At 49.7% G+C, this 24363-nt stretch carries 26 protein-coding genes; 16 read left to right on the forward strand and 10 right to left on the reverse strand.

Annotation, left to right across the window (positions count from 1 at the left end; translation table 11 throughout):
• Positions 1-138: 138 nt before the first annotated feature.
• Together BLV87_RS15410 and BLV87_RS15415 are read right to left on the reverse strand one after the other, a co-directional pair.
• On the reverse strand, positions 139-1557 hold the full coding sequence (locus tag BLV87_RS15410; RefSeq protein WP_093070095.1) for a tetratricopeptide repeat protein: 1419 nt from the start codon (positions 1555-1557) through the stop codon (positions 139-141).
• 200 nt (positions 1558-1757) lie between these two features.
• Positions 1758-3341: a tetratricopeptide repeat protein gene (locus BLV87_RS15415; RefSeq protein ID WP_139282201.1), complete on the reverse strand. Its 1584-nt coding sequence runs from the start codon at positions 3339-3341 to the stop codon at positions 1758-1760.
• A 444-nt stretch (positions 3342-3785) separates the two neighbouring features.
• Here BLV87_RS15415 and trxC point away from each other — a divergent pair, with 444 nt between their 5' ends.
• Genes trxC through BLV87_RS15440 form a run of 4 tightly spaced genes read left to right on the forward strand, consistent with a single transcriptional unit; the run spans position 3786 to position 5703 of the window.
• Entirely contained in the window at positions 3786-4220 is a 435-nt protein-coding gene (gene trxC, locus BLV87_RS15425) for a thioredoxin TrxC (protein ID WP_093070100.1), read from the forward strand.
• A gap of 47 nt (positions 4221-4267) precedes the next feature.
• Entirely contained in the window at positions 4268-4642 is a 375-nt protein-coding gene (locus tag BLV87_RS15430) for a CidA/LrgA family protein (RefSeq protein WP_093070102.1), read from the forward strand.
• The gene (locus tag BLV87_RS15435; RefSeq protein WP_217630011.1) at positions 4632-5357 is read left to right on the forward strand and encodes an LrgB family protein; all 726 of its coding nucleotides are present in this window, start codon (positions 4632-4634) and stop codon (positions 5355-5357) included. The genes BLV87_RS15430 and BLV87_RS15435 overlap by 11 nt, the downstream gene beginning before the upstream one ends.
• A 7-nt stretch (positions 5358-5364) precedes the next feature.
• Complete coding sequence (locus BLV87_RS15440) at positions 5365-5703, forward strand: hypothetical protein (protein ID WP_093070103.1); 339 nt, start codon at positions 5365-5367, stop codon at positions 5701-5703.
• Here the strand turns inward: BLV87_RS15440 and BLV87_RS15445 are convergent.
• A complete protein-coding gene (locus tag BLV87_RS15445; protein ID WP_093070105.1) occupies positions 5700-6110 on the reverse strand; it encodes a hypothetical protein in 411 nt (136 codons plus the stop codon). The two genes, BLV87_RS15440 and BLV87_RS15445, sit on opposite strands and share 4 nt — an antisense overlap.
• An 80-nt stretch (positions 6111-6190) precedes the next feature.
• On the opposite strand from BLV87_RS15445, the gene BLV87_RS15450 reads away from it, so the two are divergent.
• Entirely contained in the window at positions 6191-7444 is a 1254-nt protein-coding gene (locus tag BLV87_RS15450; RefSeq protein WP_093070106.1) for an MFS transporter, read from the forward strand.
• Between the two features lie 74 nt (positions 7445-7518).
• Here BLV87_RS15450 and BLV87_RS15455 read toward each other — a convergent pair whose 3' ends face one another.
• Complete coding sequence (locus tag BLV87_RS15455) at positions 7519-7776, reverse strand: hypothetical protein (protein WP_175517965.1); 258 nt, start codon at positions 7774-7776, stop codon at positions 7519-7521.
• Positions 7777-7965: 189 nt separating this feature from the next.
• On the opposite strand from BLV87_RS15455, the gene serS reads away from it, so the two are divergent.
• The 7 genes from serS (at position 7966) to BLV87_RS15490 (ending at position 15918) form a co-directional block, all read left to right on the forward strand.
• Complete coding sequence (serS, locus tag BLV87_RS15460; RefSeq protein ID WP_093070108.1) at positions 7966-9237, forward strand: serine--tRNA ligase; 1272 nt, start codon at positions 7966-7968, stop codon at positions 9235-9237.
• A gap of 114 nt (positions 9238-9351) precedes the next feature.
• Entirely contained in the window at positions 9352-10752 is a 1401-nt protein-coding gene (ccoG, locus tag BLV87_RS15465) for a cytochrome c oxidase accessory protein CcoG (RefSeq protein ID WP_093070110.1), read from the forward strand.
• A 6-nt stretch (positions 10753-10758) separates the two neighbouring features.
• Entirely contained in the window at positions 10759-11580 is an 822-nt protein-coding gene (locus tag BLV87_RS15470) for a FixH family protein (RefSeq protein ID WP_093070111.1), read from the forward strand.
• A 6-nt stretch (positions 11581-11586) separates the two neighbouring features.
• Positions 11587-14019 (forward strand): heavy metal translocating P-type ATPase, encoded by a 2433-nt coding sequence (locus BLV87_RS15475; protein ID WP_175517966.1) that lies wholly within the window; start codon positions 11587-11589, stop codon positions 14017-14019.
• Positions 14020-14059: 40 nt separating this feature from the next.
• On the forward strand, positions 14060-14272 hold the full coding sequence (ccoS, locus tag BLV87_RS15480) for a cbb3-type cytochrome oxidase assembly protein CcoS (RefSeq protein ID WP_093070113.1): 213 nt from the start codon (positions 14060-14062) through the stop codon (positions 14270-14272).
• A gap of 280 nt (positions 14273-14552) precedes the next feature.
• The gene (locus tag BLV87_RS15485; RefSeq protein ID WP_093070114.1) at positions 14553-15461 is read left to right on the forward strand and encodes a selenium metabolism-associated LysR family transcriptional regulator; all 909 of its coding nucleotides are present in this window, start codon (positions 14553-14555) and stop codon (positions 15459-15461) included.
• 64 nt (positions 15462-15525) lie between these two features.
• Positions 15526-15918, forward strand: coding sequence for a hypothetical protein (locus tag BLV87_RS15490; RefSeq protein ID WP_093070116.1), 393 nt, complete (start codon positions 15526-15528; stop codon positions 15916-15918).
• Between the two features lie 21 nt (positions 15919-15939).
• Here the strand turns inward: BLV87_RS15490 and uvrB are convergent, their stop codons facing one another.
• Complete coding sequence (uvrB, locus tag BLV87_RS15495) at positions 15940-17961, reverse strand: excinuclease ABC subunit UvrB (RefSeq protein ID WP_093070117.1); 2022 nt, start codon at positions 17959-17961, stop codon at positions 15940-15942.
• A 128-nt stretch (positions 17962-18089) separates the two neighbouring features.
• Between uvrB and BLV87_RS15500 the strand changes: the two genes are divergently transcribed.
• Both BLV87_RS15500 and fghA read left to right on the forward strand, forming a co-directional pair.
• Positions 18090-19199 (forward strand): S-(hydroxymethyl)glutathione dehydrogenase/class III alcohol dehydrogenase, encoded by a 1110-nt coding sequence (locus BLV87_RS15500; protein WP_093070119.1) that lies wholly within the window; start codon positions 18090-18092, stop codon positions 19197-19199.
• A 9-nt stretch (positions 19200-19208) separates the two neighbouring features.
• On the forward strand, positions 19209-20045 hold the full coding sequence (fghA, locus tag BLV87_RS15505; protein ID WP_093070120.1) for an S-formylglutathione hydrolase: 837 nt from the start codon (positions 19209-19211) through the stop codon (positions 20043-20045).
• A 117-nt stretch (positions 20046-20162) separates the two neighbouring features.
• Here fghA and queE read toward each other — a convergent pair whose 3' ends face one another.
• Complete coding sequence (queE, locus tag BLV87_RS15510) at positions 20163-20804, reverse strand: 7-carboxy-7-deazaguanine synthase (RefSeq protein WP_093070122.1); 642 nt, start codon at positions 20802-20804, stop codon at positions 20163-20165.
• The gene (locus BLV87_RS15515; protein WP_093070123.1) at positions 20801-21889 is read right to left on the reverse strand and encodes a 6-carboxytetrahydropterin synthase; all 1089 of its coding nucleotides are present in this window, start codon (positions 21887-21889) and stop codon (positions 20801-20803) included. Before BLV87_RS15515 ends, queE begins: the two co-directional genes overlap by 4 nt.
• A 172-nt stretch (positions 21890-22061) precedes the next feature.
• On the opposite strand from BLV87_RS15515, the gene BLV87_RS15520 reads away from it, so the two are divergent.
• Together BLV87_RS15520 and BLV87_RS15525 are read left to right on the forward strand one after the other, a co-directional pair.
• A complete protein-coding gene (locus BLV87_RS15520; protein WP_093070125.1) occupies positions 22062-22319 on the forward strand; it encodes a type II toxin-antitoxin system Phd/YefM family antitoxin in 258 nt (85 codons plus the stop codon).
• Positions 22320-22322: 3 nt separating this feature from the next.
• Positions 22323-22733 (forward strand): type II toxin-antitoxin system VapC family toxin, encoded by a 411-nt coding sequence (locus tag BLV87_RS15525; protein ID WP_093070126.1) that lies wholly within the window; start codon positions 22323-22325, stop codon positions 22731-22733.
• 275 nt (positions 22734-23008) lie between these two features.
• On the opposite strand, the gene BLV87_RS15530 is transcribed toward BLV87_RS15525, so the two are convergent.
• The 3 genes from BLV87_RS15530 to BLV87_RS15540 all read right to left on the reverse strand — a co-directional run.
• Positions 23009-23836 carry a hypothetical protein gene (locus tag BLV87_RS15530; protein WP_093070128.1) on the reverse strand — a complete coding sequence of 276 codons (828 nt, stop codon included), beginning with the start codon at positions 23834-23836 and terminating at the stop codon, positions 23009-23011.
• A 16-nt stretch (positions 23837-23852) separates the two neighbouring features.
• A complete protein-coding gene (locus BLV87_RS15535; protein ID WP_139282202.1) occupies positions 23853-24041 on the reverse strand; it encodes a hypothetical protein in 189 nt (62 codons plus the stop codon).
• An 8-nt stretch (positions 24042-24049) separates the two neighbouring features.
• Positions 24050-24363 (reverse strand): transposase (locus tag BLV87_RS15540; protein WP_217630012.1); only part of this gene is annotated, 314 nt, incomplete at its 5' end.

The raw sequence follows: 24363 nt of genomic DNA on the forward strand, positions 1-24363 counted from the left end.
CCAGTATTTTTATATTAAGGGTTATCAGTATTTTTAGGTTTTTTAACGTCCGTGATGCTGAATCACCTATGCCTTTAATCTTATCAGTGAATTAGTTTTATAAATAAGTAACGATTATTTGTTACTAACAACGACCATCTAAAGTGTTTGTTTGGCAGGGGATAACAACATGTTGTGCAAGGCGGTATCCCACACGTGTTTGAGCTTGATTTTCTGGGCTTCTTGTCGTGCTTCCAGATAACGGCCTTGACGATAGTGAAGCTGGCTCAACGGAATATGATACCAGTCCGGGTAAAAAGGGCTGATTGCTATGCTTTGTTGAATAAGTGGTAGCCCTATTTGTTCTTGGCCTAAGCCTAAGTGGATGATGCCCGCCAGTACATTAAGGTGTACATCCAAAGGGTTAATGGCTTGTGCTTGCTGCACTGCTTCCAGACACATATCGTGTTCTTCTAACAACAGGCAAGACAGCGCATAGTATAAATGCGAGTAGGCATTGCCCGGTGCCAGTTGTAGCAATGCATCCGTTACATAGGCAAGACGTTCTTCCAGAGTTTCAATTTGCTGGTATTTCAATAAGTAGTCGGTACGGCAGTAGTCGGCATACACAATCATTGCCTGTACGTCATTGGGTGCTTGTGCCAAACGTTTTTCGCAGATTTGCAAACTGGTGAGGAACGCTTGTGGTGATCGTTCCCATAATTGTTGGCGTAAGGACAGCATCACTTGATGTTGTGCTGCTATCGGTTTACCTGAATCCAAAAGATGACGCGCCCAAACATGATGTGCCACGCCTTGCTCATAGCCTAAGGTATCGTGAGCGATACGTTTGAAAATAGGCTGAAGTGATGCTTGAGAGGTGTCATGCTGATTCAGAGAGAAACTCTGCGCCCATACCACCTGTTCAGTCGGGGTGTGTATTAAGCTACATTTTAGGCTGTAGTGTTTTGCTGGTGCGGCGTGTAAATCCAAAAATAAAGCAAAATCCGTGTTGTATTGCTGTACCGTTGTATTCGCCTGCCAACGCATTTCGTCCGCAAATACCACTTGGCAACCATTGAAGTGCGTGAGGATATTCACATAATCGCGGGTTAATCGTGTGATAAATGGCCAGCTACTGGCGTCATCCATTACAAAAGTACGCGGAATACAAACGATGCTGGGGCCTTGAGATAAGCTAGACGGGATATCTTCTAGTGTTATCGGCTGATACACTGCCTGAGTCGTTTGGTGGGTAAAGGTGGCATGGTAGCCCCTTGTTGCCAGCTCAATACGGATGGGATTAAAACGCCCTTCAGTCGTATAATATTCCTCCAGTAGCTTACGTAAGCGCCCCGCTTGTATGCGAATTAGAGGATCAGCCGCACTATTAAAATCAGCCGATTTCCCCAAACCTTCTACAGCAATGGTGTATTGAGTGATTTTTGCGGCATTATCGGCGAGTGTTTGGGTGACGACATAGTGTAGAAAAAATCGTAATACGCGCCGCGAGCGAAAATGACGGCTTTTTAAAATGCTGTCTAATTCTGATAACACTAATGCTTTATTAATACTCATTTAAGTTTCAAGACTTTTAATTAAATTAAACGCTGACACACCCAATGATGCGTCATGATTAATACTGTTTTTAATTTATCTTGGTATAGAAACAGCCAAGCGCCAATGCGGTAATAGTTACAAAACAGATGGGGCTATATAAGTAACCGCAAATTGTTACTAAAGCTTAGGCCAATCATGGCGTCACCGACACGCTTTGTTTATTGCGGTTTTTGATTGGGCGTGGGGGCAACAACTTCTTGCACAAGCTGTTTGACGACAAGGTTAGTCGTTTGGGTGAAACCATAGGATAACTGTTGACCTTGCTGGATCAGATCAGGGTAATCTTGTGCCAGTGTCACCAGCTCTTTCTCGGCTTTGCCCCATTGCTGATTACGTTGGTAGAGTGCGCTACGCAAGAGTGGCCCCCAGATATTTTTCAAGCGAATTTTACGGGCTTCTTTCAGCGCAGCGGCATAATGACCGGCCCGATAATGGTGTACGCACAGTGGGATGTGATACCAGTCGGCATAAATCGGGCTTAGATCAATGCAATCCTGAATACAGTTTGCGCCTGTTTGCCAATCACCTAACCCCATGTAAATTAAACCCGTTGTAACATTTAGGTGGGTGTCTAGCGGGTTGATGGCTTGAGCTTTGGCAATGGCTTGTAAGCATAAATCACGTTCGCCGACTAACAGGTAAAAAGTCGCTAGAAACATATGGGAGTAAGCATTGTCGGGAGCCAATTGCATCAGTGTCTGAATAAACTCAGCTAGAAAACTAATGGGGAGCGACATTTCATTAAATTTTTGCAAGTATTCGTTGCGGTACATGTCGGCATAAACCAGCATGGCTTGCACATCGTCGGGAAACGCTTCCAACCGTTGCTCGCAGGTGCGTAGAACTTGGCAGAATTGCGGCGCTGCCAGCACCCACTGATGCTGACGCAGCGCTAATACGACCTGATAATGGGAAGGGATCGGTTTACCACTGGCTAATAGTTGACGTGCCCAGAAATCCTGTGCCAAGCCACGTTCGTAGTTGAGAGTGTCATTGGTAATGCGCCGGAATATGGGGGTAAGCATGGCTGGAGCAGGGTAGCTGTCGCTCAGCGGAAATGTTTGCGCCCACACTATCTGTCGGGTCAGGCTGTGTACTAAGCTACTTTTCAGGCTATACCCTTGTGGTTCAGGGTATAGGTCAAAAAATAACGCGAAATCTGCGCCGTATTTATGCCATGCGGCTTCCGGCCAGTGTGTATTTTGCTCTGGTGTCTCATCGGCAAGCATGATCTGACAAAAGTTGAACGCGGAAGCAGCTTTGACATAATCCTGAGTCAAGCGAGCAATAAAAGACCATCCCTTACCGGTATCCATTAAAAAATGACGCGGGATACAAACAATGCCGGGGCCTTGGGATTGATTTGACGGTGATTCTTCTGCAATGACGGTGTTCGTGGCGGTGGGGCTGGCGTGTTGAGTAAATATTGGCTGGTAAGTGCCGGTAGGTAAGACAATACGCAACGGATTAAAACGGCCTTCAGTGGCGTAATAGTTTTCTAATTGTTTACGTAAGCGTCCTGCCTGCATTCGTATCAATGGATCAATGCCAGCATCAAAATCGGCGGGTTTACCCAAACCCTCTACCGCAATAGCATATTGATCAATGTTGGCTTGGCTTTCCCCTAACGCTCTTTCAACGATATACGACAAGAATTTTTGCAGCATCCTATACGAACGGAAGCCGCGACTCTCAAGTATGCGCCCTAATTCAGCACGGATGGCGGTGTTATCTCTCTGCATGAGAGCCATTCTACTGGCATATCAACCGCCTCTCCAGAAACGTTTACCGCAGCACTGGCAGCGATACCGGATTTTTTGGGAAAACAGGCGTTGCCACCAGTTGGGGCGTATGCGGCGGGCAGGTGAGCCACATTTAGGGCAGGTGGAGAGGTTAGTTCCTGTCATGGTGGGTAAATTTACTCATCAGTATGATTATTTTTTTCTTAACTCTGTATTCATCTTTTTCAAAAAAAAAGCCATCCAGCAATGTTTTCTGGATAGCCACTTAATTTAAACTTAAGGACAAAGACTTGAAATTTAGAGAGTGTGTGTATACTAACAGCTCAATTAGTGAGGCAATAGTAACAGATAGTTGTTACAAACAATGTTCAGTGGTGATGCTTTAAAGTGGGGGAATGCAACCCATATTGGCTCTATTGAAATCATTGCGTTTGAGGATAAAACATGAGTAACCTATTGAATTTAGTATGCCCTGCGTGCAGTGTCACCAATCGCATTCCAGCAGAGCGCCTTGGCGAACACGCTAAATGTGGTAAGTGTGGCAGCGCTTTGTTTAACGGACACCCGACTGAGCTAACCGCCGCCAATTTCGCCAAGCACATCAGCCGTAATGATGTTCCGGTGTTGGTAGACTTTTGGGCACCCTGGTGTGGGCCATGCCGGATGATGGCTCCAGCTTTTGAACAAGCGGCTGGGCAACTAGAGCCTCAAGTGCGTTTCACCAAATTGAATACCGAAGATCATCAGATGGTGGGAGCGCACTACAATATTCGTAGCATTCCCACGATGGTGTTGTTCCGAGGCGGGCAGGAAATTGCGCGTCAGTCCGGTGCATTGGGAGCTGCGGATATTGTGCGCTGGGTGCGTAGCCAACTTTAAGCCGCGTATACTCTGTGGTTATTCATTATGGCTACAGAGGTTTTCTTATGTCCCCGAATTTTCTTAACGGCATCACGTTGTTGTTGGTTTATCAATTAGTGGGCGAAGTCAGCACGCGCTTGCTGAATTGGCCTGTACCAGGGCCAGTATTGGGTATGCTGTTATTATTCATCACTTTATTGCTGAGCGATGGCTTGGAGTCTGTAGTGGAGCCTGCCTCCAGTGCCTTGCTGAGCCATTTGTCGTTGCTGTTTGTGCCTGCTGGTGTAGGGGTGATGGTGCATGTTGGGCGTATCGGCTCGGCATGGTTGCCGATCAGTATGGCATTGATTTTCGGTACACTCATCACAATGGCAGTGACGGCTTGGGTGATGGTGGGAATGCAACGCTTGTTGGGGAGGAGGTCTACACATGCTGCCTGATTCAAATCTGGAACAAGTTTGGGTTTACCTGTCTGCCTCGCCGTTATTTGGTTTGACCATGACCTTAATTGCCTACGGCATTGCTTACCGGGTGTATGTATGGAGTAAAGCGAATCCCTTGCTGAATCCGGTGGTAACGGCGGTGATTTTACTCATTGCCTTGTTAGTACTGACGGATACGCCGTATCAGGATTATTTCGAAGGCGGGCAATTTGTGCATTTTTTACTAGGGCCTGCGACAGTGGCATTGGCTATTCCGCTGTATCGGCAATTGGGTAAGTTGAAAATGCTGTGGTTGCCGGTGTTAGTGGCTTTGTTGGTTGGGGTGACGGTGGGCGGTGTTAGTGCTGTGGGGATCGCATGGTTATTAGGGGCAGATACGCCAATTTTACTATCGCTTGCTCCTAAGTCAGTCACTGCGCCTGTGGCTATGGGGATTGCGGAGCGCATCGGCGGTATTCCGTCACTCACTGCGGTGTTGGTTGTGATGACGGGGGTTATTGGCGCGGTGTTGGGGACGAAATTGTTCGATGTGTTACGTATTCGGGATTGCAGTGCGCGTGGGATTGCGATGGGCGTAGCGGCACACGGTATTGGTACGGCACGTGCGTTTCAAGTGAGTACGGAAATGGGCGCTTTTGCGGGGTTGGCAATGGCATTGTCCGCATTGCTGGCGTCAGTCATTTTGCCGTGGTTGTTAGGGTGGATGAGGTAAGGCAGTGATGGTTTTGAATAAAGCCTTGGCGGCGTGGGGAACACCTGCGTTTCAGGCGGTTTTTAAAGCGGAAGTGCAAGCATTGGGGGCGGAAGCCTTACCCTTGCAAGCCGGATTAGCGCATAGCAGTCAAGTTGTTGGTGATAAAATAACCATCATGGTATTGGATGCGACAGAAACACCCACACAGCTTCAAGTTCGCACTGGTATTTTTTATGCCGGAGTGATTGTCGGCAGTTGTTGTGCGGATGACCCCAGCCCTTTGTGTGAGCAGCCCGAATATTGCGAACTGCGCATTGAGATTGAGAAGTCAGGTGCTGGGGCAACAGTTACCCTAGTGGGTTAGGGCGTGGTGGCACTGACTTGCGGTGCGGCGTCCATTTTGGTTAATTGGATCGGCAAGGATTGTTCCGCATTGTCATAATAGCCGTTAAGTTTTGCTGTATTGCCCCCCGCTTCACTGATCATGAGGTAGAAGCGGTGTTGTTGTTGCGCATCCGCTAAGTACAGAAAGGGGGACGTATTAAGTTGCCCGTTGAGATAGCTTGGGCTGGTTGCCGTGTATGTTTTGCCTTCAAGGGTGAAACTGGCGGCTTGTGGGGTGATTTTCAGGGAGAGATTCGGCGATAGGGTGCTCCATTCACCGTCATAGGCCGCTGTTTCTTCGGCAAAAGCGGTACTGCTGAGTATTGTGGTTGTCAGTAAATAACTACAAACACGCACGACGGTTTTGAACCGTTGTTCCTTTTTCATGATGTTCTCCTAGCGATTTGGGTATTATTCGTTTAAAACTATTTTAGTTGATTTATACCGATAAAGGGAAACAGGGAACCATGAATTTGAGCGTAACCACTCGCCAACGTTGGGCTTGGGCATTTTATGATTGGGCTAACTCGGCTTTTATTACCACGGTAATGGTGGCGTTCTTCCCGATTTTCTTTCGTCAGTATTGGGCGAAGGGGCTACCGTCAGAAGATATTACCTTGCATTTAGGCACGGCGAACGCCATGGCTAGTCTTTCCATTATGTTGCTGGCGCCATTTCTGGGGACAGTTGCGGATCAGGGGGGGATCAAAAAGCCCATGATGGCAGGGTTCGTTACCTTGGGGGTATGCGCGACGTTGGGGTTGACGCTGGTAGGTGAAAGCCAGTGGCAATGGGCGATGTTTGCCTTTGTATTAGCCGTGGTGGGATTTTTAGGGGCGAATATTTTTTACGATTCATTGCTCGTGGACGTGGCTGAGGAAAAGGATTTTAACCGGGTATCTGCACTGGGTTACGGTTTGGGGTATTTGGGCGGAGGGTTGTTGTTTGCTTTATGTGTTTTGCTGACCTTAAAGCCGGAGTGGTTCGGGTTGGAAGATAAAGTAGCTGCTGTGCGTTGGGCCTTTGGGGTGACGGCATTGTGGTGGGCAGTATTTTCGGTTCCTCTCTGGTGGTGGGTACGGGAACGTGTGCCTGTGCAAGCTGTGCGTCCGCACTTGTTAACCTTGTTGCGTCAATCGGTGCGACAGTTAGTGGCAACCTTTCGGCATATTCGTCAGTTGCGTGTGGTTTGGCTATTTTTGTTGGCGTATTGGTTTTACATCGACGGCGTGGATACCGTGATTCTGATGTCGGTGGATTATGGCAAAGCGATTGGTTTTGCAGATGATGGTTTGATTACGGCTTTGTTGATTACGCAATTTATCGCGTTTCCTGCGGCCTTAGCCTTTGGTTGGGTGGGCAACAGAATAGGTGCTAAGCGTGGGATTTTGTTGGGGCTAGCAGGCTATGTGGTGATTACCGTGATGGCATCACAAATGACGAATGCCCATGAGTTTTATTGGCTGGCAGGCGCAGTGGGCTTGGTACAAGGTGGAGTGCAGGCATTGAGTCGCTCGTTGTATGCGAGTTTGATTCCTGTTGAACAAGCAGCAGAGTTTTTTGGTTTTTATAATATGCTGGGGAAATTTGCGGCCATTATAGGGCCATTATTGGTCGCATGGGTCGGCGCTTTGACGAACTCACCCCGTTCAGGCTTACTTGCGGTGTTGCTGTTGTTTGGTCTGGGGGCTTGGTTATTATGGAAAGTGCCACGTCGTTAATCGTAAACAACCAGAAGTCGGGGGATTTTCCCCCGATAAATCATGGCAGCAACGCTTGATTCAGCTCAATATTTTCAGGCAGATAGCAAGTGCTTCGTTTGATGATTGGCATGAGTCGGTTGTTGCGCAGGGAGTGGTCTGCCAATCATGTGGCCTGTTTCATCATAATGGTAAATGAGAGTGCCTTTTTGGACATTGATGGCGTTGGGGCTGAAGCCTTTGAGGCCATCTTCAGGCCAACGTCCCGGTGCTGAAACGGAAGTAATTTGTTTGCCATTATGGTCATAAATGTAGATCAAGGTGCCTTTTTGCACGGCATATCCGATACTCATGTCTGTTTCCTCTTCCTAGTGGTAATGTTTTTATATTATTTATTGCGCTGCGGCTTAGCTTTGAAAGTTTATCATACCAGTGTGCTCTTTAAGGTGAAAATAGACGAACGTAGGGTTGCCCCTTGTGTTAGCAGCAATAACCAGTGGTAAGATAGTGCCTTTATGTAATGCCCTCATGGAACAAGAGTTATGCTGGACCCAAAACGTTTAAGAACCGAACTGGATGACATCGCCGCACAATTAGCACGGCGCGGTTTCAAGCTGGATGTTGATACGATCCGTGCTGTTGAGGAGCGTCGTAAAGCCTTACAGGTCGAAACCCAAAACTTACAAAATGCACGCAATTCTCGTTCTAAAGCCATCGGTCAGGCCAAAGCCAAGGGCGAAGACATTCAGCCGTTGTTGGCAGAAGTGGCGGATATGGGGGATACCCTGAAAGAAAAAGAGCAGCAGCTCGCCTGTTTGCAAACCGAATTGGATGCAATCGTGACTGGCATTCCCAATGTGTTGGATGCGTCTGTGCCAGATGGTAAGGATGAAAATGCTAACGTTGAAATCCGTCGCTGGGGTGAGCCGACGGCTTTTGATTTTGAACCTAAAGATCACGTTGATCTCGGTCTGCCCAATGGTTGGATGGATTTTGACGCAGGTGCAAAACTCACCGGCTCCCGCTTTGTGGTGATGCGTGGTGCAATGGCGCGAATGCATCGGGCATTGATCCAATTCATGCTGGATACGCATACCCAAGAGCACGGTTACACCGAGGCGTATGTGCCGTATATGGTGAATGCTGACAGTTTGTACGGCACGGGGCAGCTACCTAAATTTGCTGAAGACTTATTCAAGTTGGAGGGTGACCAAGGTTATTACCTAATTCCGACGGCTGAAGTGCCTGTAACCAATCTGGCACGGGATACCATTATTGATGCGTCTGAATTGCCGGTGAAATACGCTTGCCATACGCCGTGCTTCCGTTCTGAGGCGGGGTCTTATGGCAAGGATACCCGTGGTTTGATTCGCCAGCATCAGTTTGAGAAAGTGGAAATGGTGCAATTGGTGCGCCCAGAAGATTCCATGCAAGCTTTGGAAAGCCTGACGGGTAATGCTGAGGCGATTCTGCAAAAGTTGGGACTGCCTTACCGAGTGATTGTATTGTGTGCAGGTGATACCGGCTTTTCCTCAATGAAAACCTATGATCTTGAAGTGTGGTTGCCGGGGCAACAAAAATACCGTGAGATTTCATCGTGTTCCACCTTTGGGGATTTTCAAGCGCGGCGTATGATGGCGCGTTACCGTAACCCTGAAACCGGCAAACCTGAATTGCTGCATACGTTGAACGGTTCAGGGCTTGCCGTAGGGCGCACCTTGGTTGCTGTGTTGGAGAATTATCAGCAAGCCGATGGCAGTATCCGTATCCCTGCCGTCCTACGTCCTTACATGGGTAACGCTGAGTACCTCTGATAAATCAGTGAAATAGTGTGCTAACTTGATTCTGCGCAATGTAAACCGCGCAGGGTCGGGTATGATGCAGGCTTTTCACCCCGTCCGGCAAAGCCAACGATTGGATATTGCAACATGAGTATTGAACAAGCCATCCAGCCTAAAGCCTCTCTTCAACCGCGTTCGGTAGAAGGGCGTTTTCGTAACATTAAAACCGGCATTTTGTTGCTGGGCTATGCGGTGTTTTTCTTACTGCCGTGGATCCGCTGGGAACGCGCGGTAGGCCCGGATCAGGCAATTTTGTTTGATATTCCGGGGCGGCGTTATTACATGTTCGACTTGGTAATGCACGCGCAGGATATTTTTTGGCTCACCGCCTTGTTATTCCTTGCAGCGGTATTGTTGTTCTTTGTCACCACGTTGTTTGGGCGGGTGTTCTGCGGCTATTTCTGTTTCCAAACCTTGTGGACGGATGCTTTCCGTTGGATTGAGCGTTGGGTGCAAGGCGATCGTGTAGCACGGTTGCGTTTGGATAAGCAGCCGTGGAATGCGGAAAAGATTCGCAAGGTCGGTCTGACCCATGCCTTGTGGCTGTTGTTGGCGATGTGGACAGGGTTGAGTTTTGGCCTGTACTGGGGAGATGCGTTTGAATTGACGGCAGGATTTTTTACGGGTACTGCTCCAACAGCTTTATACGGTACGGTCATGATCCTAATGACGACAACTTACTTGACGGCGGGTTGGGCGAAGGAATACGTGTGCTTGCACATGTGCCCTTACTCACGTTTCCAAAGTGTTATGTTTGACCAAGATACCATGATTGTGTCGTATGATATGAATCGGGGTGAAGGTACTACTGGGCGTGCTAAGCCGGTGAAAGAGTTGCGTGACCAGGCATTCCGTCAGGAGAAAGGTCACGGCGATTGCGTGGATTGTGGCTTGTGTGTGCAAGTTTGCCCTACAGGTATCGACATTCGTAACGGTTTGCAAATCGGTTGTATTCACTGTGCGCTGTGTATTGATGCTTGTGATGGCATTATGGATAAGCAGGGTTGGAAGCGAGGCTTGATCCGTTACACCTCTGAACACGGTTTGGAAGGCAAAAAGACTAAAATTCTCAAGTTACGCACAGTGGGTTACGGTTTGGCGACGTTGCTGGCAACGATTTATCTGGTGTGGAGCATTGCCAGCAGCAAACAACTGGAAGTGACCGCTGTACAGATTCGTAGCCCCTTGTACGTTACACTATCTGATGGGCGTATTCAAAACAGCTACGAAGTCAAAATCAATAACAAAACCATGGAGGCGGCACGTTATACCTTGGCAATCGAGGGGCTGCCTAATGCTGAAATGGAATTACAGATCAATGATTTGAGCGTGAAACCGGATTCAACGCTGCGCGTCTTGGCAAAAGTCCGCTATACTATGCAGCCCGGTGAGGCAGGCAAAAATCACGACTTCCAGTTCAGGCTCACGCCTTTGGAAGGTAAGGTGGTAGAGCCGGTCATCATCCCTTCACACTTTATGACTCCGTAAGGTTGCATGGAAAATCAAAACATAGCATTCACATTAGGGGTAGGCGTACTGGCTTCGCTTGCCCTATTTGTGTTGTTTTATAAAGTCTTGAAACGCCCCGGTAAGCTGGCTTCGTTACTGACCTTTTTGGTGGTATTGGCGGTTTACGTACCATTGGCAGTGTTGTATTGGGCAAGCTTGGATGTGTTCGCCATTCACTTTGCCTTTTTCACCATGGCAGCGGTATTGCCGGGTATTATTGTTGGTAATCGGCGTGGCTCAGATACCGATGGTGGCAGGTTGCATTGGGGGCCGGGGATCATCATTGGCTTTTTCATGATCCTCGTGATTGTGGATTCGACGATTATTACCCTAGCAAATAGCGGTGCGAGTGCTGACTTTATCCGCAAGTTTTTGCCAGAACCACGCAGGAAAAGTGCACAAAACGTCACTTCTGCTTTTCCTGGTACTGTATCCAACGACTACCAGAAAAAATATGACTTGTATAACAACTACATTGGTCAGTTGAAAACGCAGCAGGAACGCGGTTGGCAGGTTGCTGATGGTTGGTTGGAAAAGCCGCAACCGAACAAGGTCAGCATGTTCCGCATCCATGTGACCGATAAGGCAGGGCAAGCGGTTACCAGTGGAAATGTACAAGTGTCATTTCTACGACCTTCCAATAAAGCGATGGATATAACGTTGGACTTGCCGGAAGCAGCTCCCGGTTTCTATGGTCAACCCATTGCTTTGCCTGCACCGGGGGCTTGGAATATGGTCATGACCATCAGACGTGGCGATGAAGTCCATGAGGTTAAAGGTGAAACGTGGGTCGGCGACCAACCGTGAGTCTGTATGACTGAAACAGCCTTGCAGGTCGCACCTGGTGATTGTTTCCATTGTGGGCAGCCGATTCCCCCCGGATCGCATTATTTTGTCCGCATTGATAACCAGCCGCACGAGATGTGCTGCACAGGCTGTCAGGCGGTGGCGACGGCAATTGTCGAAAATAACCTCACTGATTATTACCGTTTTCGTACCGAAATCAGCGATAGACCTGATGATTTAGTGCCAGAAGCGCTGCGTCAGTTACAAGTGTACGATGCCCCTGAATTGCAGAAATCCTTTGTGCGTGAGACGGGTACAAATATCCGCGAAGCCTCGCTAATTCTGGAAGGCATTGTCTGTGCTGCTTGTGTTTGGCTCAATGAGCATCACGTCAAGCAACTCGATGGGGTGCTGGATTTCCGCATCAATTATTCCACCCACCGCGCTACCTTGAAATGGGATAATGAACGCTTGCATTTGAGCCAAGTGTTGCAAGCTATTTCTGAAATCGGTTATCACGCACACCCCTTTGATCCCGGTCGGCTTGAATCCCTGCAAAAAAAGGAAAAATCCGCTGCGTTGCGCCGCATTGCGATTGCGGGTTTGGGCATGATGCAGGTGATGATGATTGCGGTGGCCATGTATATCGGTGCGGTATCGGATATGGATACTGGAATGCGCGATTTTTTGCGCTGGATTAGTTTGGTGATGACCACACCTGTGGTGTTTTATTCTGCGAGAGTGTTTTTCAGCTCGGCTTGGCGTGATTTGCGGCGCGGGCGTTTTGGCATGGATGTGCCAGTATCATTGGCAATCGCGATTGCGTTTACTGCCAGTGTTTGGGCAACATTCACGGGGGGCGGCGAGGTCTATTTTGACTCGGTGACGATGTTCACGTTTTTTCTGCTAACCGGTCGCTATTTGGAAATGGCGGCACGGCATAAATCCGGTCAGGTGGCGGAGGAATTGGTACGCTTAATGCCTGCCACGGCAACGCGTTTGCGCGATGGCGAACAGGAAGTGATTCCGGTCAGTCAGCTTGAACTGGGTGATCAGGTGTTGATCAAACCGGGCGAGGTCGTACCAGCGGATGGTGTCGTTACCGATGGTACGAGTAGCACCAATGAATCGTTACTGACGGGTGAAAGTTTGCCTTGCCACAAACAATGTGGCGATGCGTTGGTCGGCGGCACGGTGAATATGGAAAGTCCATTGACAATGCGCGTCGATAAAGTCGGTGACAGCACCGTGCTGGCGGCTATCATCCGTTTACTGGAGCGGGCGCAAGCCGAAAAACCGGAATTGGCACGTTTAGCAGAAAAAGTGGCATCACGTTTTGTGCCGCTGATTTTAGTGACGGCGGTGGCAGTGTTTGCTTGGTGGTATCAACACCAGCCTTCGGAGGCGTTCTGGATTGCGCTGTCCGTTTTGGTGATTACTTGCCCGTGTGCTTTCTCGTTGGCGACTCCAGCAGCATTGACCGCTGCCACGGGTTTGCTCACTTCTAAGGGGGTGTTGACGACCCGTGGTCATGCTTTGGAAACCTTAGCGCGGATCAATCACATTATTTTTGATAAAACCGGCACGCTTTCCCACGGGCATTTGGAAGTGGTTGAAGTGCAAACCTTGGGTACTGATTCTGCATCGGTTTGTCAGCAAATTGCTGCGGGGCTAGAAATGGCTTCGGAACACCCGGTTGCTCACGCGATTGTACGCCTGAGTGATAGCCCCGCCACTGTCGTTGATCTGACAGCAGAATCTGGACGAGGCGTGAAAGGCGTGTATGCAGGCAAGCATTACCGCATTGGTACGCACGCATTTGTCGAAGAATTGACGGGCTGTGAGTTGCCTGAGAAGGTGTCAGCCGTTGGTGAGCGCTCACAAGTTTTCCTCGGCTCAGCGGATGGCTGGTTAGCGGTGTTTAGCCTTGCGGATCAGTTACGCGCTGAAGCGGCACAAATGGTGGCAGAGTTGCAAGCCATGGGGGTCACAGTGACCTTACTCAGTGGTGATTCGCCGAACGTTGTGGCAGCGGTTGCGCAGCAATTGGGTATTGCTCATGCACACGGTGGTCAATTGCCAGATGCCAAGTTAGCGTATTTGCGTGATTTGCAAGCTCAAGGCGCGGTAGTGGCAATGGTCGGCGATGGGGTGAATGATGCCCCTGTGTTGGCGGGTGCACCCGTGTCGATTGCGATGGGTAGCGGCTCACAATTGGCGCAAGCCAGTGCGGATATGGTGTTATTGTCAGAAAATTTGCGGCAGCTACCGTTTGCGGTGCGTACTGCGCGGCGGATGCAAACCATCATAAAACAGAACTTTTTATGGACGATTGCCTATAATCTGGTGGCGATTCCCTTGGCGGCGACCGGTATGATCGCGCCATGGATGGCAGCAATTGGCATGTCAGCGAGTTCTTTAGTGGTGGTGCTTAATTCATTACGCCTGAAAAATGAGTAATTTCAGTCTATAATGTCATGTTTGGTTAGGATGCAATACGATGGAAGCTTTATACCTACTGATTCCGATTGCACTCGGCGTAATGGTTGTAGTCGTTGTCGCCTTCATTTACACCGTTAAAAGTGGGCAGTATGACGATCTTGAAGGGCCTGCGCATCGTATTTTAATGGATGATGATGACCCCCGGATTCCGGGTAATCAGTCTGCTACCCCAGTGAAGGCTGACGATAAGATCAAGGAAAAAAATCCTTAGGGCTTTTGAGTACAAGAAATATAGGTGCGCCGCTTGTCGCCACTTATCACCTCTACATCATTTTATTCATAAAGCTGAACATATCATTAACCATAATGCGAAAATTGTTCTATGCTATCTATAACAAAATCCTCTGGTAGCAACTGGCAGGTTTTTTCGATAGATTTTTTTAAACAGTGATCAGTAGTAAATATCCGGAAAAGGAAGACCGGACAGGGATAGTAAGGATGAATTCCCTGAGGGGTTTGCTAGGACTGGTAATAGGAGAATAGGTAATCATATGGCTGATAGAAGATTACAGGTCTTTCATGCAGTAGCGCGGTTGTTGAGTTTTACTAAGGCAGCAGAAGTGTTGCACATGACCCAACCGGCGGTAACGTTTCAGATTCGTCAGTTGGAAGATCAGTTTGATACCCGTCTGTTTGACCGAACACATAACCGTGTATCCCTCACAGAAGCTGGCAAGATAGTGTTTGAGTACTCTGAGCGTATTTTCGAGCAATACAGCGAGATGGAAAATGCTATTCGTGAAATGACGAATGACATTAGTGGTTCGTTGACCATTGGGGCGAGCACCACCATTTCTGAATATATGTTGCCATCGTTATTGGGTGAGTTCAATTCTAAGAATCCTGATGTCAGATTGCGTTTGCGTGTTTCTAACACCGAAGGCATTGTGTCAATGGTGGAAAACAATGTGATTGATCTCGGTGTTGTGGAAGGTGTGGTCAATAACAAAAACTTGCTGGTAGAAGTCTGCCGTCAAGATGATTTGGTATTGATCGTTCCGCCGACTCACGCCTTGGCGAGCAAAACTGCCGTGAAACTGAAAGATGTGCTGGAATACCCGTTTATTTGCCGTGAAGAAGGCTCAGGCACACGTGAAGTGGTGCTCGACTACCTGTATGCGCTAGGCATGGATAAACACGCAATGAACGCTTGTTTGGAACTGGGTAGCCCAGAAGCCGTGAAAGGTGCAGTGGAAGCCGGTATGGGTGTTTCCATCGTCTCTAGTGCTAGCATCGGTAAAGAATTGCGCCTTGGTTCACTGGTTGCTATTCCGCTTGATCCGCCATTGACTCGTGACTTCTCGTTTGTACGCCAGCGTCAAAAGTTCAAAGTCCGTGCAATGGAAGAGTTGCTGGAATTTGCACGCGGTTATTGCGAAAACCTCAAAAAGCAGAAATAAAATCCGTGGTGGGTACAGCAAGATACGCTGTACCCCGGATTCTCAGCATTACACAGGAAATCCCATGTTACCCGGTATGCCACAATCAACCGGCTCTGCCGAAGAAAAGCGTCTTCGCAAGCTGTACCGTGACATGAGTTCACAAGATCAGGCAACCCTGCTGCGGTTTGCCGAGTTTCTTGCAGGTTCACCTGCGCCTGACGCTGAACCCATGACCGAATTCCCTACCCCCGAAAACATTCCACGCCCCGAACAAGAAAGCGTGGTCAAGGCAATTAAGCGCCTGACGGCTACTTACCCGATGGTTCCGCGTGAGCGTTTATTGAATGAAACCTCCAGCCTTATGACCGCACATGTTATCCACGGCAAATCAGCGACGGTCGTTATTGACGAATTGGAAGTGATGTTTGAACAACATTACATCACGTTGAAAACTGAATTCGATCAAAATGCATAGGTCGGGTTTGAGCTGTCCGACCTACTCCAGCCCGAACACTCGCGCTCTGATATGTCCAATCTGATCGCGGACTGAGGCAGCTTGCTCGAATTCCAGATTCTTGGCGTGCTGAAACATTTTTTCTTCCAGCTTTTTGATCTGCTTGAGTGCCTGATCAGGCGTTAGGCTACGGTATTCAGCCATGTCTTCGGCGACTTTCTTTTCTCCGCGTGTTTTGCCTTTGCCCTTGGTGGCATTGGCGTAAGCGCCTTCCATCACATCCGCAATGCGCTTGCGGATGGTTTGTGGGGTAATACCAAGTTTTTCATTGTGGGCGAGTTGTTTGGCGCGGCGGCGGCTGGTTTCGTCCATCGCTTTGCGCATCGAATCGGTGATTTTGTCGGCGTAGAGAATGGCTTTGCCTTCGGCATTGCGAGCGGCGCGTCCGATGGTTTGAATGAGAGAGCGTTCGGAACGCAGGAAGCCCTCCTTATCCGCATCCAAAATCGCCACCAGTGATACTTCCGGTATATCCAAACCTTCCCGCAGCAAGTTAATCCCCACTAATGCATCGAATTCGCCCTTGCGCAAGTCGCGGATGATTTCGACGCGCTCCACTGTGTCGATGTCGGAGTGCAGGTAACGCACCTTGATATTGTGTTCCATCAGGTAATCGGTGAAGTCTTCCGCCATGCGCTTGGTCAGGGTCGTGACCAGTACGCGCTCGTTGCGGAGGGCGTGTTCGCTGATTTCGGACATGACGTTATCGACTTGCGAGAGGATCGGGCGAACTTCCACTTCGGGATCGACGAGTCCGGTGGGGCGTACCACTTGTTCGGCTATATTGTCGGAATGTTCCAGCTCATACGTGCCGGGGGTGGCGGAAACGTGGATGGCTTGCGGAATCAGTTTCTCGAATTCATCAAAGCGCAGTGGGCGGTTGTCGAGTGCCGAGGGCAGGCGAAAGCCGTAATCGACCAGTGTGCTTTTGCGCGAATAATCACCTTTGTACATGCCGCCGAATTGCGGGATGGTGACGTGGGCTTCGTCGATGAATACGATGGCATTGCGTGGCAAGTAATCGAATAGGCACGGCGGCGGCTCACCCGCAGGGCGTTTCGAGAGGTAGCGCGAATAGTTTTCGATGCCGGAGCAGTAGCCGGTTTCGACGATCATTTCGATGTCGTATTGGGTGCGTTGTTCGAGGCGTTGCGCTTCGACTAAGCGGTCGTTTTCGCGCAAGACTTTGAGGCGCTCTTTGAGTTCGGCTTTGATGTAGTCGATGGCTGCCAGCAACACTTCGCGTGGGGTGACGTAGTGCGTTTTCGGGTAAACCGTGAGGCGTGGCACACGGCGTAGCACTTCGCCAGTCAGCGGGTCGAAATAGCTTAAATTCTCGATTTCATCGTCGAAGAGTTCGATGCGAATCGCTTCTTTGTCGGATTCGGCAGGGTGCACGTCGATGACTTCGCCGCGTACCCGAAACGTGCCGCGTTGCAGGTCGAGATCGTTGCGGGTGTATTGCATTTCCGCAAGGCGACGCAGGATAGTACGTTGGTCGATGCGGTCGCCGCGTACCAAAATCAGCAGCATTTTCAAATACGATTCGGGGTCGCCCAAGCCGTAAATCGACGAAACGGTGGCGATAATAATGACATCTTTGCGCTCGAACAGGTTGCGGGTGGCGGAGAGGCGCATTTGTTCGATGTGGTCATTGATGGCGGAATCTTTCTCTATGTACACATCTTTGGACGGCACATAGGCTTCTGGCTGGTAATAGTCGAAGTACGAAACGAAATATTCCACCGCATTGTTGGGGAAGAATTCCTTCATTTCGCCGTACAGTTGGGCCGCCAGCGTTTTATTGTGTACCAGAATAATGGCGGGGCGCTGGGTTTGCTGGATGATGTTCGCCATCGTGAAGGTTTTGCCCGAACCCGTCACACCCAGCAAGGTTTGGTGCAGCAAGCCGTCGTTTAAGCCGTTGACCAGCGAGCGAATCGCTTCCGGCTGGTCGCCAGCGGGTTGGTAGCTGGTATGGAGTTGAAAGGTTTGTTCCGTCATGGAGGATGCCTGCACAATCGTGACTGATCATCAAGCCTAGTCAATACATTGAGAAATGGCAATTGACACCTATACCAATACCCTCTACTTTCGAGTGACTCTAAGCAAAATAATGAGGAGTAGAGCGTATGAAATGCCGTGCAGCCGTCGCGTGGGAGCCAAAAAAACCACTGGTGATTGAAGAGATTGAAGTTGAAAAGCCACGTGAAGGCGAAGTCCTGTTACGGGTGGTGGCTTCGGGCGTGTGCCATACGGATGCGTTCACGTTGTCGGGTGATGACCCCGAAGGCGCGTTTCCATGTATCCTCGGTCACGAAGGTGGCTGTATTGTGGAGGAATGTGGCCCCAGCGTGAAAAACCTCAAACCGGGCGATCATGTTATCCCGCTGTACATCCCTGAATGCGGTGAATGCGAATATTGCCATTCCACCAAATCCAACTTGTGCCAATCCATCGCTTCGACGGTGTGGACGGGCTATATGCCAGACCATACGCGCCGCTTTACCTGCAAAGGGCAGCCTATTTATCACTACATGGGCTGTTCCACGTTCTCGGAATATACCGTTGTGCCGGAAATTGCGTTGGCGAAAATCAACCCTGCCGCACCATTGGATAAAGTGTGCTTGCTGGGCTGTGGCGTGACCACGGGGATTGGTGCGGTGCTGAATACGGCGAAAGTTGAGCCGGGTTCTACCGTGGCGGTGTTTGGCTTGGGTGGGATTGGTTTGTCGTGTATTCAAGGTGCGGTGATGGCGAAAGCGGGGCGCATTATTGCCATCGACATTAACTCCGGCAAGTGGGCAATGGCGCAAGCACTGGGTGCTACCGATTTTGTTAACCCCAAAGACGTGAACGGTTCGATCAGCGAATACATCAAGGAAATCACCAACGGTGGCGTGGATTATTCCTTCGAGTGCATTGGCAATGTCCACGTGATGCGCGATGCGTTGGAATGCACCCACATGGGTTGGGGCGTTTCTACGGTGATCGGGGTGGCGGGGGCTGGGCAGGAGATTTCCACCCGTCCGTTCAACCTCGTGGTCGGGCGTACTTGGAAAGGCTCAGCCTTTGGTGGCGTGAAAGGGCGCACTGAATTGCCGGGTTACGTGGAGCGTTACCTGAGCGGCGAAATCGTGCTGGATAGCATGGTCACGCACACCATGCCGCTGGACGACATCAACCGTGCGTTTGATTTGATGCACAGCGGCGAAAGCATCCGTTCCGTGATTATTTTCTAAGGAATGCCTATGAAGCTGATTGAAAGTGTTAAAGAATTTGGCGGATACCTCAACCGTTACACCCATTATTCGGTGGCGTGCCATTGTGAAATGACGTTTTCGGTGTACTTACCGCCACAGGCTGCGCACGGCAATGTGCCTGCGCTGTATTGGCTGTCGGGGTTGACCTGTACCGATGATAATTTTCGGGTGAAGGCGGGTGCGCAACGTTACGCTGCCGAGCAGGGCATTGCGTTGATCATTCCCGACACCAGTCCGCGTGGTGATGACGTGCCGGATGTGCCGGAACGTTATGATTTGGGGCAGGGTGCGGGATTCTACGTTAACGCGGTTCAGCCGCCGTGGGATAAGCATTTCCGCATGTATGATTATGTGGTGGAGGAATTGCCGCATTTGGTGGAGGCAAATTTGCCGCTGATTGCGGGGGTGAAATCCATCAGCGGGCATTCAATGGGTGGGCATGGAGCATTGATTGCCGCGCTGAAAAATCCGGGTGTTTACCGTTCGGTGTCTGCCTTTGCGCCGATTTGCCATCCGGTGAATGGGGCGTGGGGCAAGGGCTGTTTCGCGGCGTATTTGGGTGAGAATACCACGTTGTGGGAAGCGTATGATGCGACGTGTTTAGTGCAGGCGGGGGCGCGTGTGCCGGAGATCTTGATTGATCAAGGCACGGCGGATGAGTTTCTTAGCGAGGGACAATTGCTGCCGGAGGTGTTCCAAGCGGCTTGTTTGCAGGCTGAGCAGCCGTTGTCATTGCGGATGCAGGAGGGGTATGACCATAGCTACCATTTCATTGCTACGTTTATTGGTGAGCATATGGCTTGGCACGCTAGGGCGTTAGGGTAGAAAGACCCTCACCCCCCCAGCCCCCTCTCCCAGAGGTAGAGGGGGAGCAAGACAAGATAAAAATGGTGCTCTTCTCTTAGCCCCTCTACCTCTGGGAGAGGGGTTGGGGTGAGGGTCTTACGGAATTCCCAACAACTTATGCGTTTGCACACTCAGTTTCCACTGCGGGTGTTGCATACAATACGCAATCGCCGCTTTGGTGTTTTGCGCTTGTGCCGCCCCATCCATTGCTTGCAGGTAGAAATGTTGGAAGTCCAGCCCTGCAAAGCGTTCCGGCATGGCAAGCGGTTGCGGGTACACCAATTTCAATTCATTACCCGCCGTTAGCACAATCTTGCTGTCGGCTTTGGGGCTGACGCAGAGCCAGTCGATACCTGCGGGGGCGGGCTTTGTGCCGTTGGTTTCTACGGCAATCTCGAAGTTTTCTCGGTGTAAAGCGTCGATGAGGGCTTTATCCAATTGCAACAGCGGTTCGCCGCCGGTGAAGACGATGAAGCGGTTCATGTCTTGTTTTACGCCGATCCACCATTCTTGAATGATCGCCGCGACCAGTGCCTTGGCATCGCGGAATTTGCCGCCGTTGACCCCATCCACGCCTACAAAGTCGGTGTCGCAGAAGTTGCAGACGGCTTGGGCGCGGTCGGCTTCTAGCCCTGACCACAGATTGCAGCCAGCAAAGCGGCAAAAGATCGCGGGGCGTCCGGCGTGGAAGCCTTCGCCTTGCAGGGTGTAGAAAATTTCTTTGACGGAATAGGTCATACAGGTAACCCCGGTTCGTGTTCACCCCATGAGAGTACTACGCCGCAGCCCGGTGTTTCGTAGAGGTCGATGCGGTCGAGTTGTGGCAAGCCTGCGGTGGCTTGGGTGCGTATCCAACGCGCCACGCTGGCGGGGTCGGGTTCGTCTAGCCCGGTTAAGTCGTTGAGGTTGTGGTGGTCGAGCTGTTGGTAGATCGGTTTGAATTGGGCTTTTACGTCGCCGTAATCGACTGTCCAGCCCATTACGGTATCGAGCGGGGCGGTGAGGTGCAGGCGTAGCAAGTAGCTGTGTCCGTGCAGGCGGCGCACGCTGTCGGCGGGGTCGGCACGGCTGAGGGTTAGGGCGCTTTCAAAGCGTTGGTCTTTCCAGATGCGGTAATGTTGCCCGTCGTAGTGGCAGCCTGCGGTGACGGTTTCGTAGACGCTGACCCATGAGAGCGCGTCGAGTTCGGGCTTGAGGCGTTCCCACAGCCATGCGGCGAGGGTTTCGCTGGTGGGGTTGTCTAAGCCTTGGATGTCGTTAAGGCAGTGGTGGTGTAATTGGTCGTGCAGCGGTTGCCAGACGGCGGCGAGGCGGTCGAAGTCTACGCCCATGTCTTGCGCTTGCAGGTTTTGGTTGGCGTGTAGGATGACCTCGAAACCGTGGCCGTGCATCCGTCCGCATTGGTGTCCGGGGGCGACGTTGGGCAGGCGGTGCGCGGCTTCAAAGCGGAAACGTCGCCAGATGTGGGCGTTGTCGGCAAGGTCGAGGTCTGCGCCCTGGTGCTGGGTGCTTTGTACGCCGACCGAGGCGACGCTGGGCAGGGCGAGGCGGGCGCGTATCCAACGGGCGAGGTTTTCATCCGTGGGCATCGGCAGGAATTGGTTGAGGTCGTTGTAGTCTAGCGGCGCAACGCTGTGGGCGAGTTGTTGGCGCAGGGCTTCGACGGAGCTTGCACCGATGGCGCGGACTTTGGCGAGGAAGCTGTGTCCGTGCAGGCGACGGGCGGGGTGTGCGGCGGAAAGTGGTGATTGCCCTAGGGCATTTTCGACGCGGCAGGCGGCTTCAAAGGGGGCTGCGGCGACGTAAAACAGGGTTTCGTTCATGGGATAGCGCGGGCTTGCTGGGAATCAAGCGGGAATTATGGCGTAGGCGGGGGCGTTGCGCTATGTTTTCGGAGGGCATTAGCCTTTGACGCACTGCTATTTTATTTTTCTTGTTCTTTGAAAACAGAAGCAATAGACTGGTTATCTAACTAGTCATGTAGGAAGTGTTTTTATGCAAACCTGGGCTGTTCAAGACGCTAAGTCTCGGTTTAGTGAATTTTTGGATGCTTGTCTGGCAAACGGGCCGCAAGTAGTCACCCGGCGTGGTGCTGAAGCAGCAGTGCTGGTTCCTGTTGATGTTTGGAAGAGGCTCCAAGCAGCGGCAAAACCATCCCTGAAAGATTTATTGTTGTCTGATTCTGGACGTGGTGATCTTGTGTTGCCGGAGCGTGGGCAAGCCCGGAGAAGGCGTGTACAAGAGGTTATATAAATCATGTATTTATTGGATACTAATGTCGTCTCTGAATTGAGACGGAAGAAACCTCATGGAGCGGTTGTCGCATGGGTTCAGTCAGTCGATGACAAGGATTTATATCTTTCTTCGGTAACATTAGCTGAAATTCAAGCTGGTATAGAAATAACACGGGATCAAGATACCGAACGTGTAGCCGAACTGGAAGCATGGCTTGATGAAGTAGCAGCCACCTATAACATATTGGATTTGGACAGTAATGCTTTTCGTGCTTGGGCAAAGCTAATGCATAAAAAATCTGACACCTTATACGAAGACGGAATGATCGCCGCCATCGCTCAAGTAAATAAGCTGATTGTCGTCACTAGGAATGTCACTGATTTTGAATCTTTTGATGTGAAGTTGTTGAATCCATTTGAGTATAAGATCTAACGAGGCTGTAGGAAAACCTAAGTCTCTCTCACAAAATCTCAAAAGTGGCGTGATGTACGTAAATATTTGAACATTTTTCACTAAAAACTCCTCAAAGATTTACGTAAAATTGCACATTTGTTTGTTTTTTGTTCAATTTTTTAAAAATCGAAAAAGTGGTTTGGAGGTTTTTCTACAGCCTTAACGTCCAACATGACGGGCGCGGCGGGGAGTCGAATGGGCATTGTCACCGCGTCCGTCGTCGATATTATCGTTATAACAAAATCAATTAATACCTATGAGTTTTTCTTCAATATTTCTTCTAATTTATGTATTTCCCCCTCCATTTGAGGGCCAATATTTAATTTTCTTTCATTCGTCATTTTTTTAATTGTATGAATGGCATCTTGTGCTCTTTTTCTTAAATCTTCATTCCAAGATGATTGTTCTGTATTTCTTAAATAAACAAAAACATTTATACGTCCACTTGAAGAAAGGGTTTCAAGTTGAGGCATTGTAATCAAACTTATTGCAGAGGATATAGCTATCTGATTTTCTTTATGATCCTCAATTAATTCAGCAACAGCAGCCAATCTTTTTTCTTTAACATCACTATTCATTTTCCAAACTAAATTTTGAATTTGTACTTCTAAATTGCGGCTTTCTGCCGATGTAACAATATTTGTTACTTGCTCTGTGCGCTTTGATATTTCTTTTTCTACACTTGCCACAAGAGTTCCATCAGTATCCTTTTCTTTTGCTATTTTTAAGAGTTGTTCATTTGCTTTCGTTATTTCTTCTTTTAACAAGAGTATTTCAGATGTTGATTTTTGAATATCTTGAATAAGTTCTTGAGATTTTACTTCTAATTTATTATTTTTTTCAATTAAACGACCCTCTTCAACTTTGGCTTCAAAAACTTTCTCTCGTGCTTCCAAAGCATCTTCTCTTTCCTTTAATGAAGAATATTGAAACTGACCGATAGATGTGGCTATGGCAGTAATTGCTGCTAACATGGGAATCCATGCTGATGGTTTTCCCCAACCTCCTTTTTTAATTGAGGAGGTTTCAGCTATAAGTTTCTCAGTTTCTGCCTCTATTCGAGCTTTTTCTTCTGGAGTCATTATATTTTCCTGGTTTTTATTTATAACGAGGGTGTAGAAAAACCCGAATCTGATCATCCCATCCAGACCGGTCAGTCATTTTTTTGAACACCCCGAACGGCTGGGAGGCACTCTCACCATTGCCGGACTCCGGCTTCCCCGTAACGCCCTGAATACCGTCTGAGACGGGCAATACGGTGCATTTTTGCGTGTTTGGCTGCATCATTTCCCCCTTCATGCGGCATACCCGTAATGAGCCAGCTTTTCGAGGTTGTGCATCAGGCAAAACAGCTTCCATTGCCCGTCCACTTTGGCTTTGCTGCGCAAGGTGAAGCGGTGCAGGCGTTTGTTGCCGCGCAAGTTCCCAAACACCGGTTCGACGGTGGCGAAGCGTTGGGTGATCATGCGTTTGCCGAGGTCAGAGTCGATTTTTGGCTTCATCAAATCGGTGTGGCTGGGGGTGTCATCGCGTTTGCCTTGCAGGAACGTCACTTGCCGGGCGCGGGTTTTTGCCGGGTCTTTCAGGCATTGGGGACGCTGTGTACAGG

Source organism: Thiothrix caldifontis, assembly GCF_900107695.1.
In the GTDB taxonomy this organism is placed as follows: Bacteria; Pseudomonadota; Gammaproteobacteria; order Thiotrichales; family Thiotrichaceae; genus Thiothrix; species Thiothrix caldifontis.

Bases quoted from the DNA above. Each gene is read 5' to 3' on its own strand.
- BLV87_RS15410 (WP_093070095.1), bottom strand. From the start codon at position 1,557: ATGAGTATTAATAAAGCATTAGTGTTATCAGAATTAGACAGCATTTTA.
- BLV87_RS15415 (WP_139282201.1), bottom strand. From the start codon at position 3,341: ATGCAGAGAGATAACACCGCCATCCGTGCTGAATTAGGGCGCATACTT.
- trxC (WP_093070100.1), top strand. From the start codon at position 3,786: ATGAGTAACCTATTGAATTTAGTATGCCCTGCGTGCAGTGTCACCAAT.
- BLV87_RS15430 (WP_093070102.1), top strand. From the start codon at position 4,268: ATGTCCCCGAATTTTCTTAACGGCATCACGTTGTTGTTGGTTTATCAA.
- BLV87_RS15435 (WP_217630011.1), top strand. From the start codon at position 4,632: ATGCTGCCTGATTCAAATCTGGAACAAGTTTGGGTTTACCTGTCTGCC.
- BLV87_RS15440 (WP_093070103.1), top strand. From the start codon at position 5,365: ATGGTTTTGAATAAAGCCTTGGCGGCGTGGGGAACACCTGCGTTTCAG.
- BLV87_RS15445 (WP_093070105.1), bottom strand. From the start codon at position 6,110: ATGAAAAAGGAACAACGGTTCAAAACCGTCGTGCGTGTTTGTAGTTAT.
- BLV87_RS15450 (WP_093070106.1), top strand. From the start codon at position 6,191: ATGAATTTGAGCGTAACCACTCGCCAACGTTGGGCTTGGGCATTTTAT.
- BLV87_RS15455 (WP_175517965.1), bottom strand. From the start codon at position 7,776: ATGAGTATCGGATATGCCGTGCAAAAAGGCACCTTGATCTACATTTAT.
- serS (WP_093070108.1), top strand. From the start codon at position 7,966: ATGCTGGACCCAAAACGTTTAAGAACCGAACTGGATGACATCGCCGCA.
- ccoG (WP_093070110.1), top strand. From the start codon at position 9,352: ATGAGTATTGAACAAGCCATCCAGCCTAAAGCCTCTCTTCAACCGCGT.
- BLV87_RS15470 (WP_093070111.1), top strand. From the start codon at position 10,759: ATGGAAAATCAAAACATAGCATTCACATTAGGGGTAGGCGTACTGGCT.
- BLV87_RS15475 (WP_175517966.1), top strand. From the start codon at position 11,587: ATGACTGAAACAGCCTTGCAGGTCGCACCTGGTGATTGTTTCCATTGT.
- ccoS (WP_093070113.1), top strand. From the start codon at position 14,060: ATGGAAGCTTTATACCTACTGATTCCGATTGCACTCGGCGTAATGGTT.
- BLV87_RS15485 (WP_093070114.1), top strand. From the start codon at position 14,553: ATGGCTGATAGAAGATTACAGGTCTTTCATGCAGTAGCGCGGTTGTTG.
- BLV87_RS15490 (WP_093070116.1), top strand. From the start codon at position 15,526: ATGTTACCCGGTATGCCACAATCAACCGGCTCTGCCGAAGAAAAGCGT.
- uvrB (WP_093070117.1), bottom strand. From the start codon at position 17,961: ATGACGGAACAAACCTTTCAACTCCATACCAGCTACCAACCCGCTGGC.
- BLV87_RS15500 (WP_093070119.1), top strand. From the start codon at position 18,090: ATGAAATGCCGTGCAGCCGTCGCGTGGGAGCCAAAAAAACCACTGGTG.
- fghA (WP_093070120.1), top strand. From the start codon at position 19,209: ATGAAGCTGATTGAAAGTGTTAAAGAATTTGGCGGATACCTCAACCGT.
- queE (WP_093070122.1), bottom strand. From the start codon at position 20,804: ATGACCTATTCCGTCAAAGAAATTTTCTACACCCTGCAAGGCGAAGGC.
- BLV87_RS15515 (WP_093070123.1), bottom strand. From the start codon at position 21,889: ATGAACGAAACCCTGTTTTACGTCGCCGCAGCCCCCTTTGAAGCCGCC.
- BLV87_RS15520 (WP_093070125.1), top strand. From the start codon at position 22,062: ATGCAAACCTGGGCTGTTCAAGACGCTAAGTCTCGGTTTAGTGAATTT.
- BLV87_RS15525 (WP_093070126.1), top strand. From the start codon at position 22,323: ATGTATTTATTGGATACTAATGTCGTCTCTGAATTGAGACGGAAGAAA.
- BLV87_RS15530 (WP_093070128.1), bottom strand. From the start codon at position 23,836: ATGACTCCAGAAGAAAAAGCTCGAATAGAGGCAGAAACTGAGAAACTT.
- BLV87_RS15535 (WP_139282202.1), bottom strand. From the start codon at position 24,041: ATGATGCAGCCAAACACGCAAAAATGCACCGTATTGCCCGTCTCAGAC.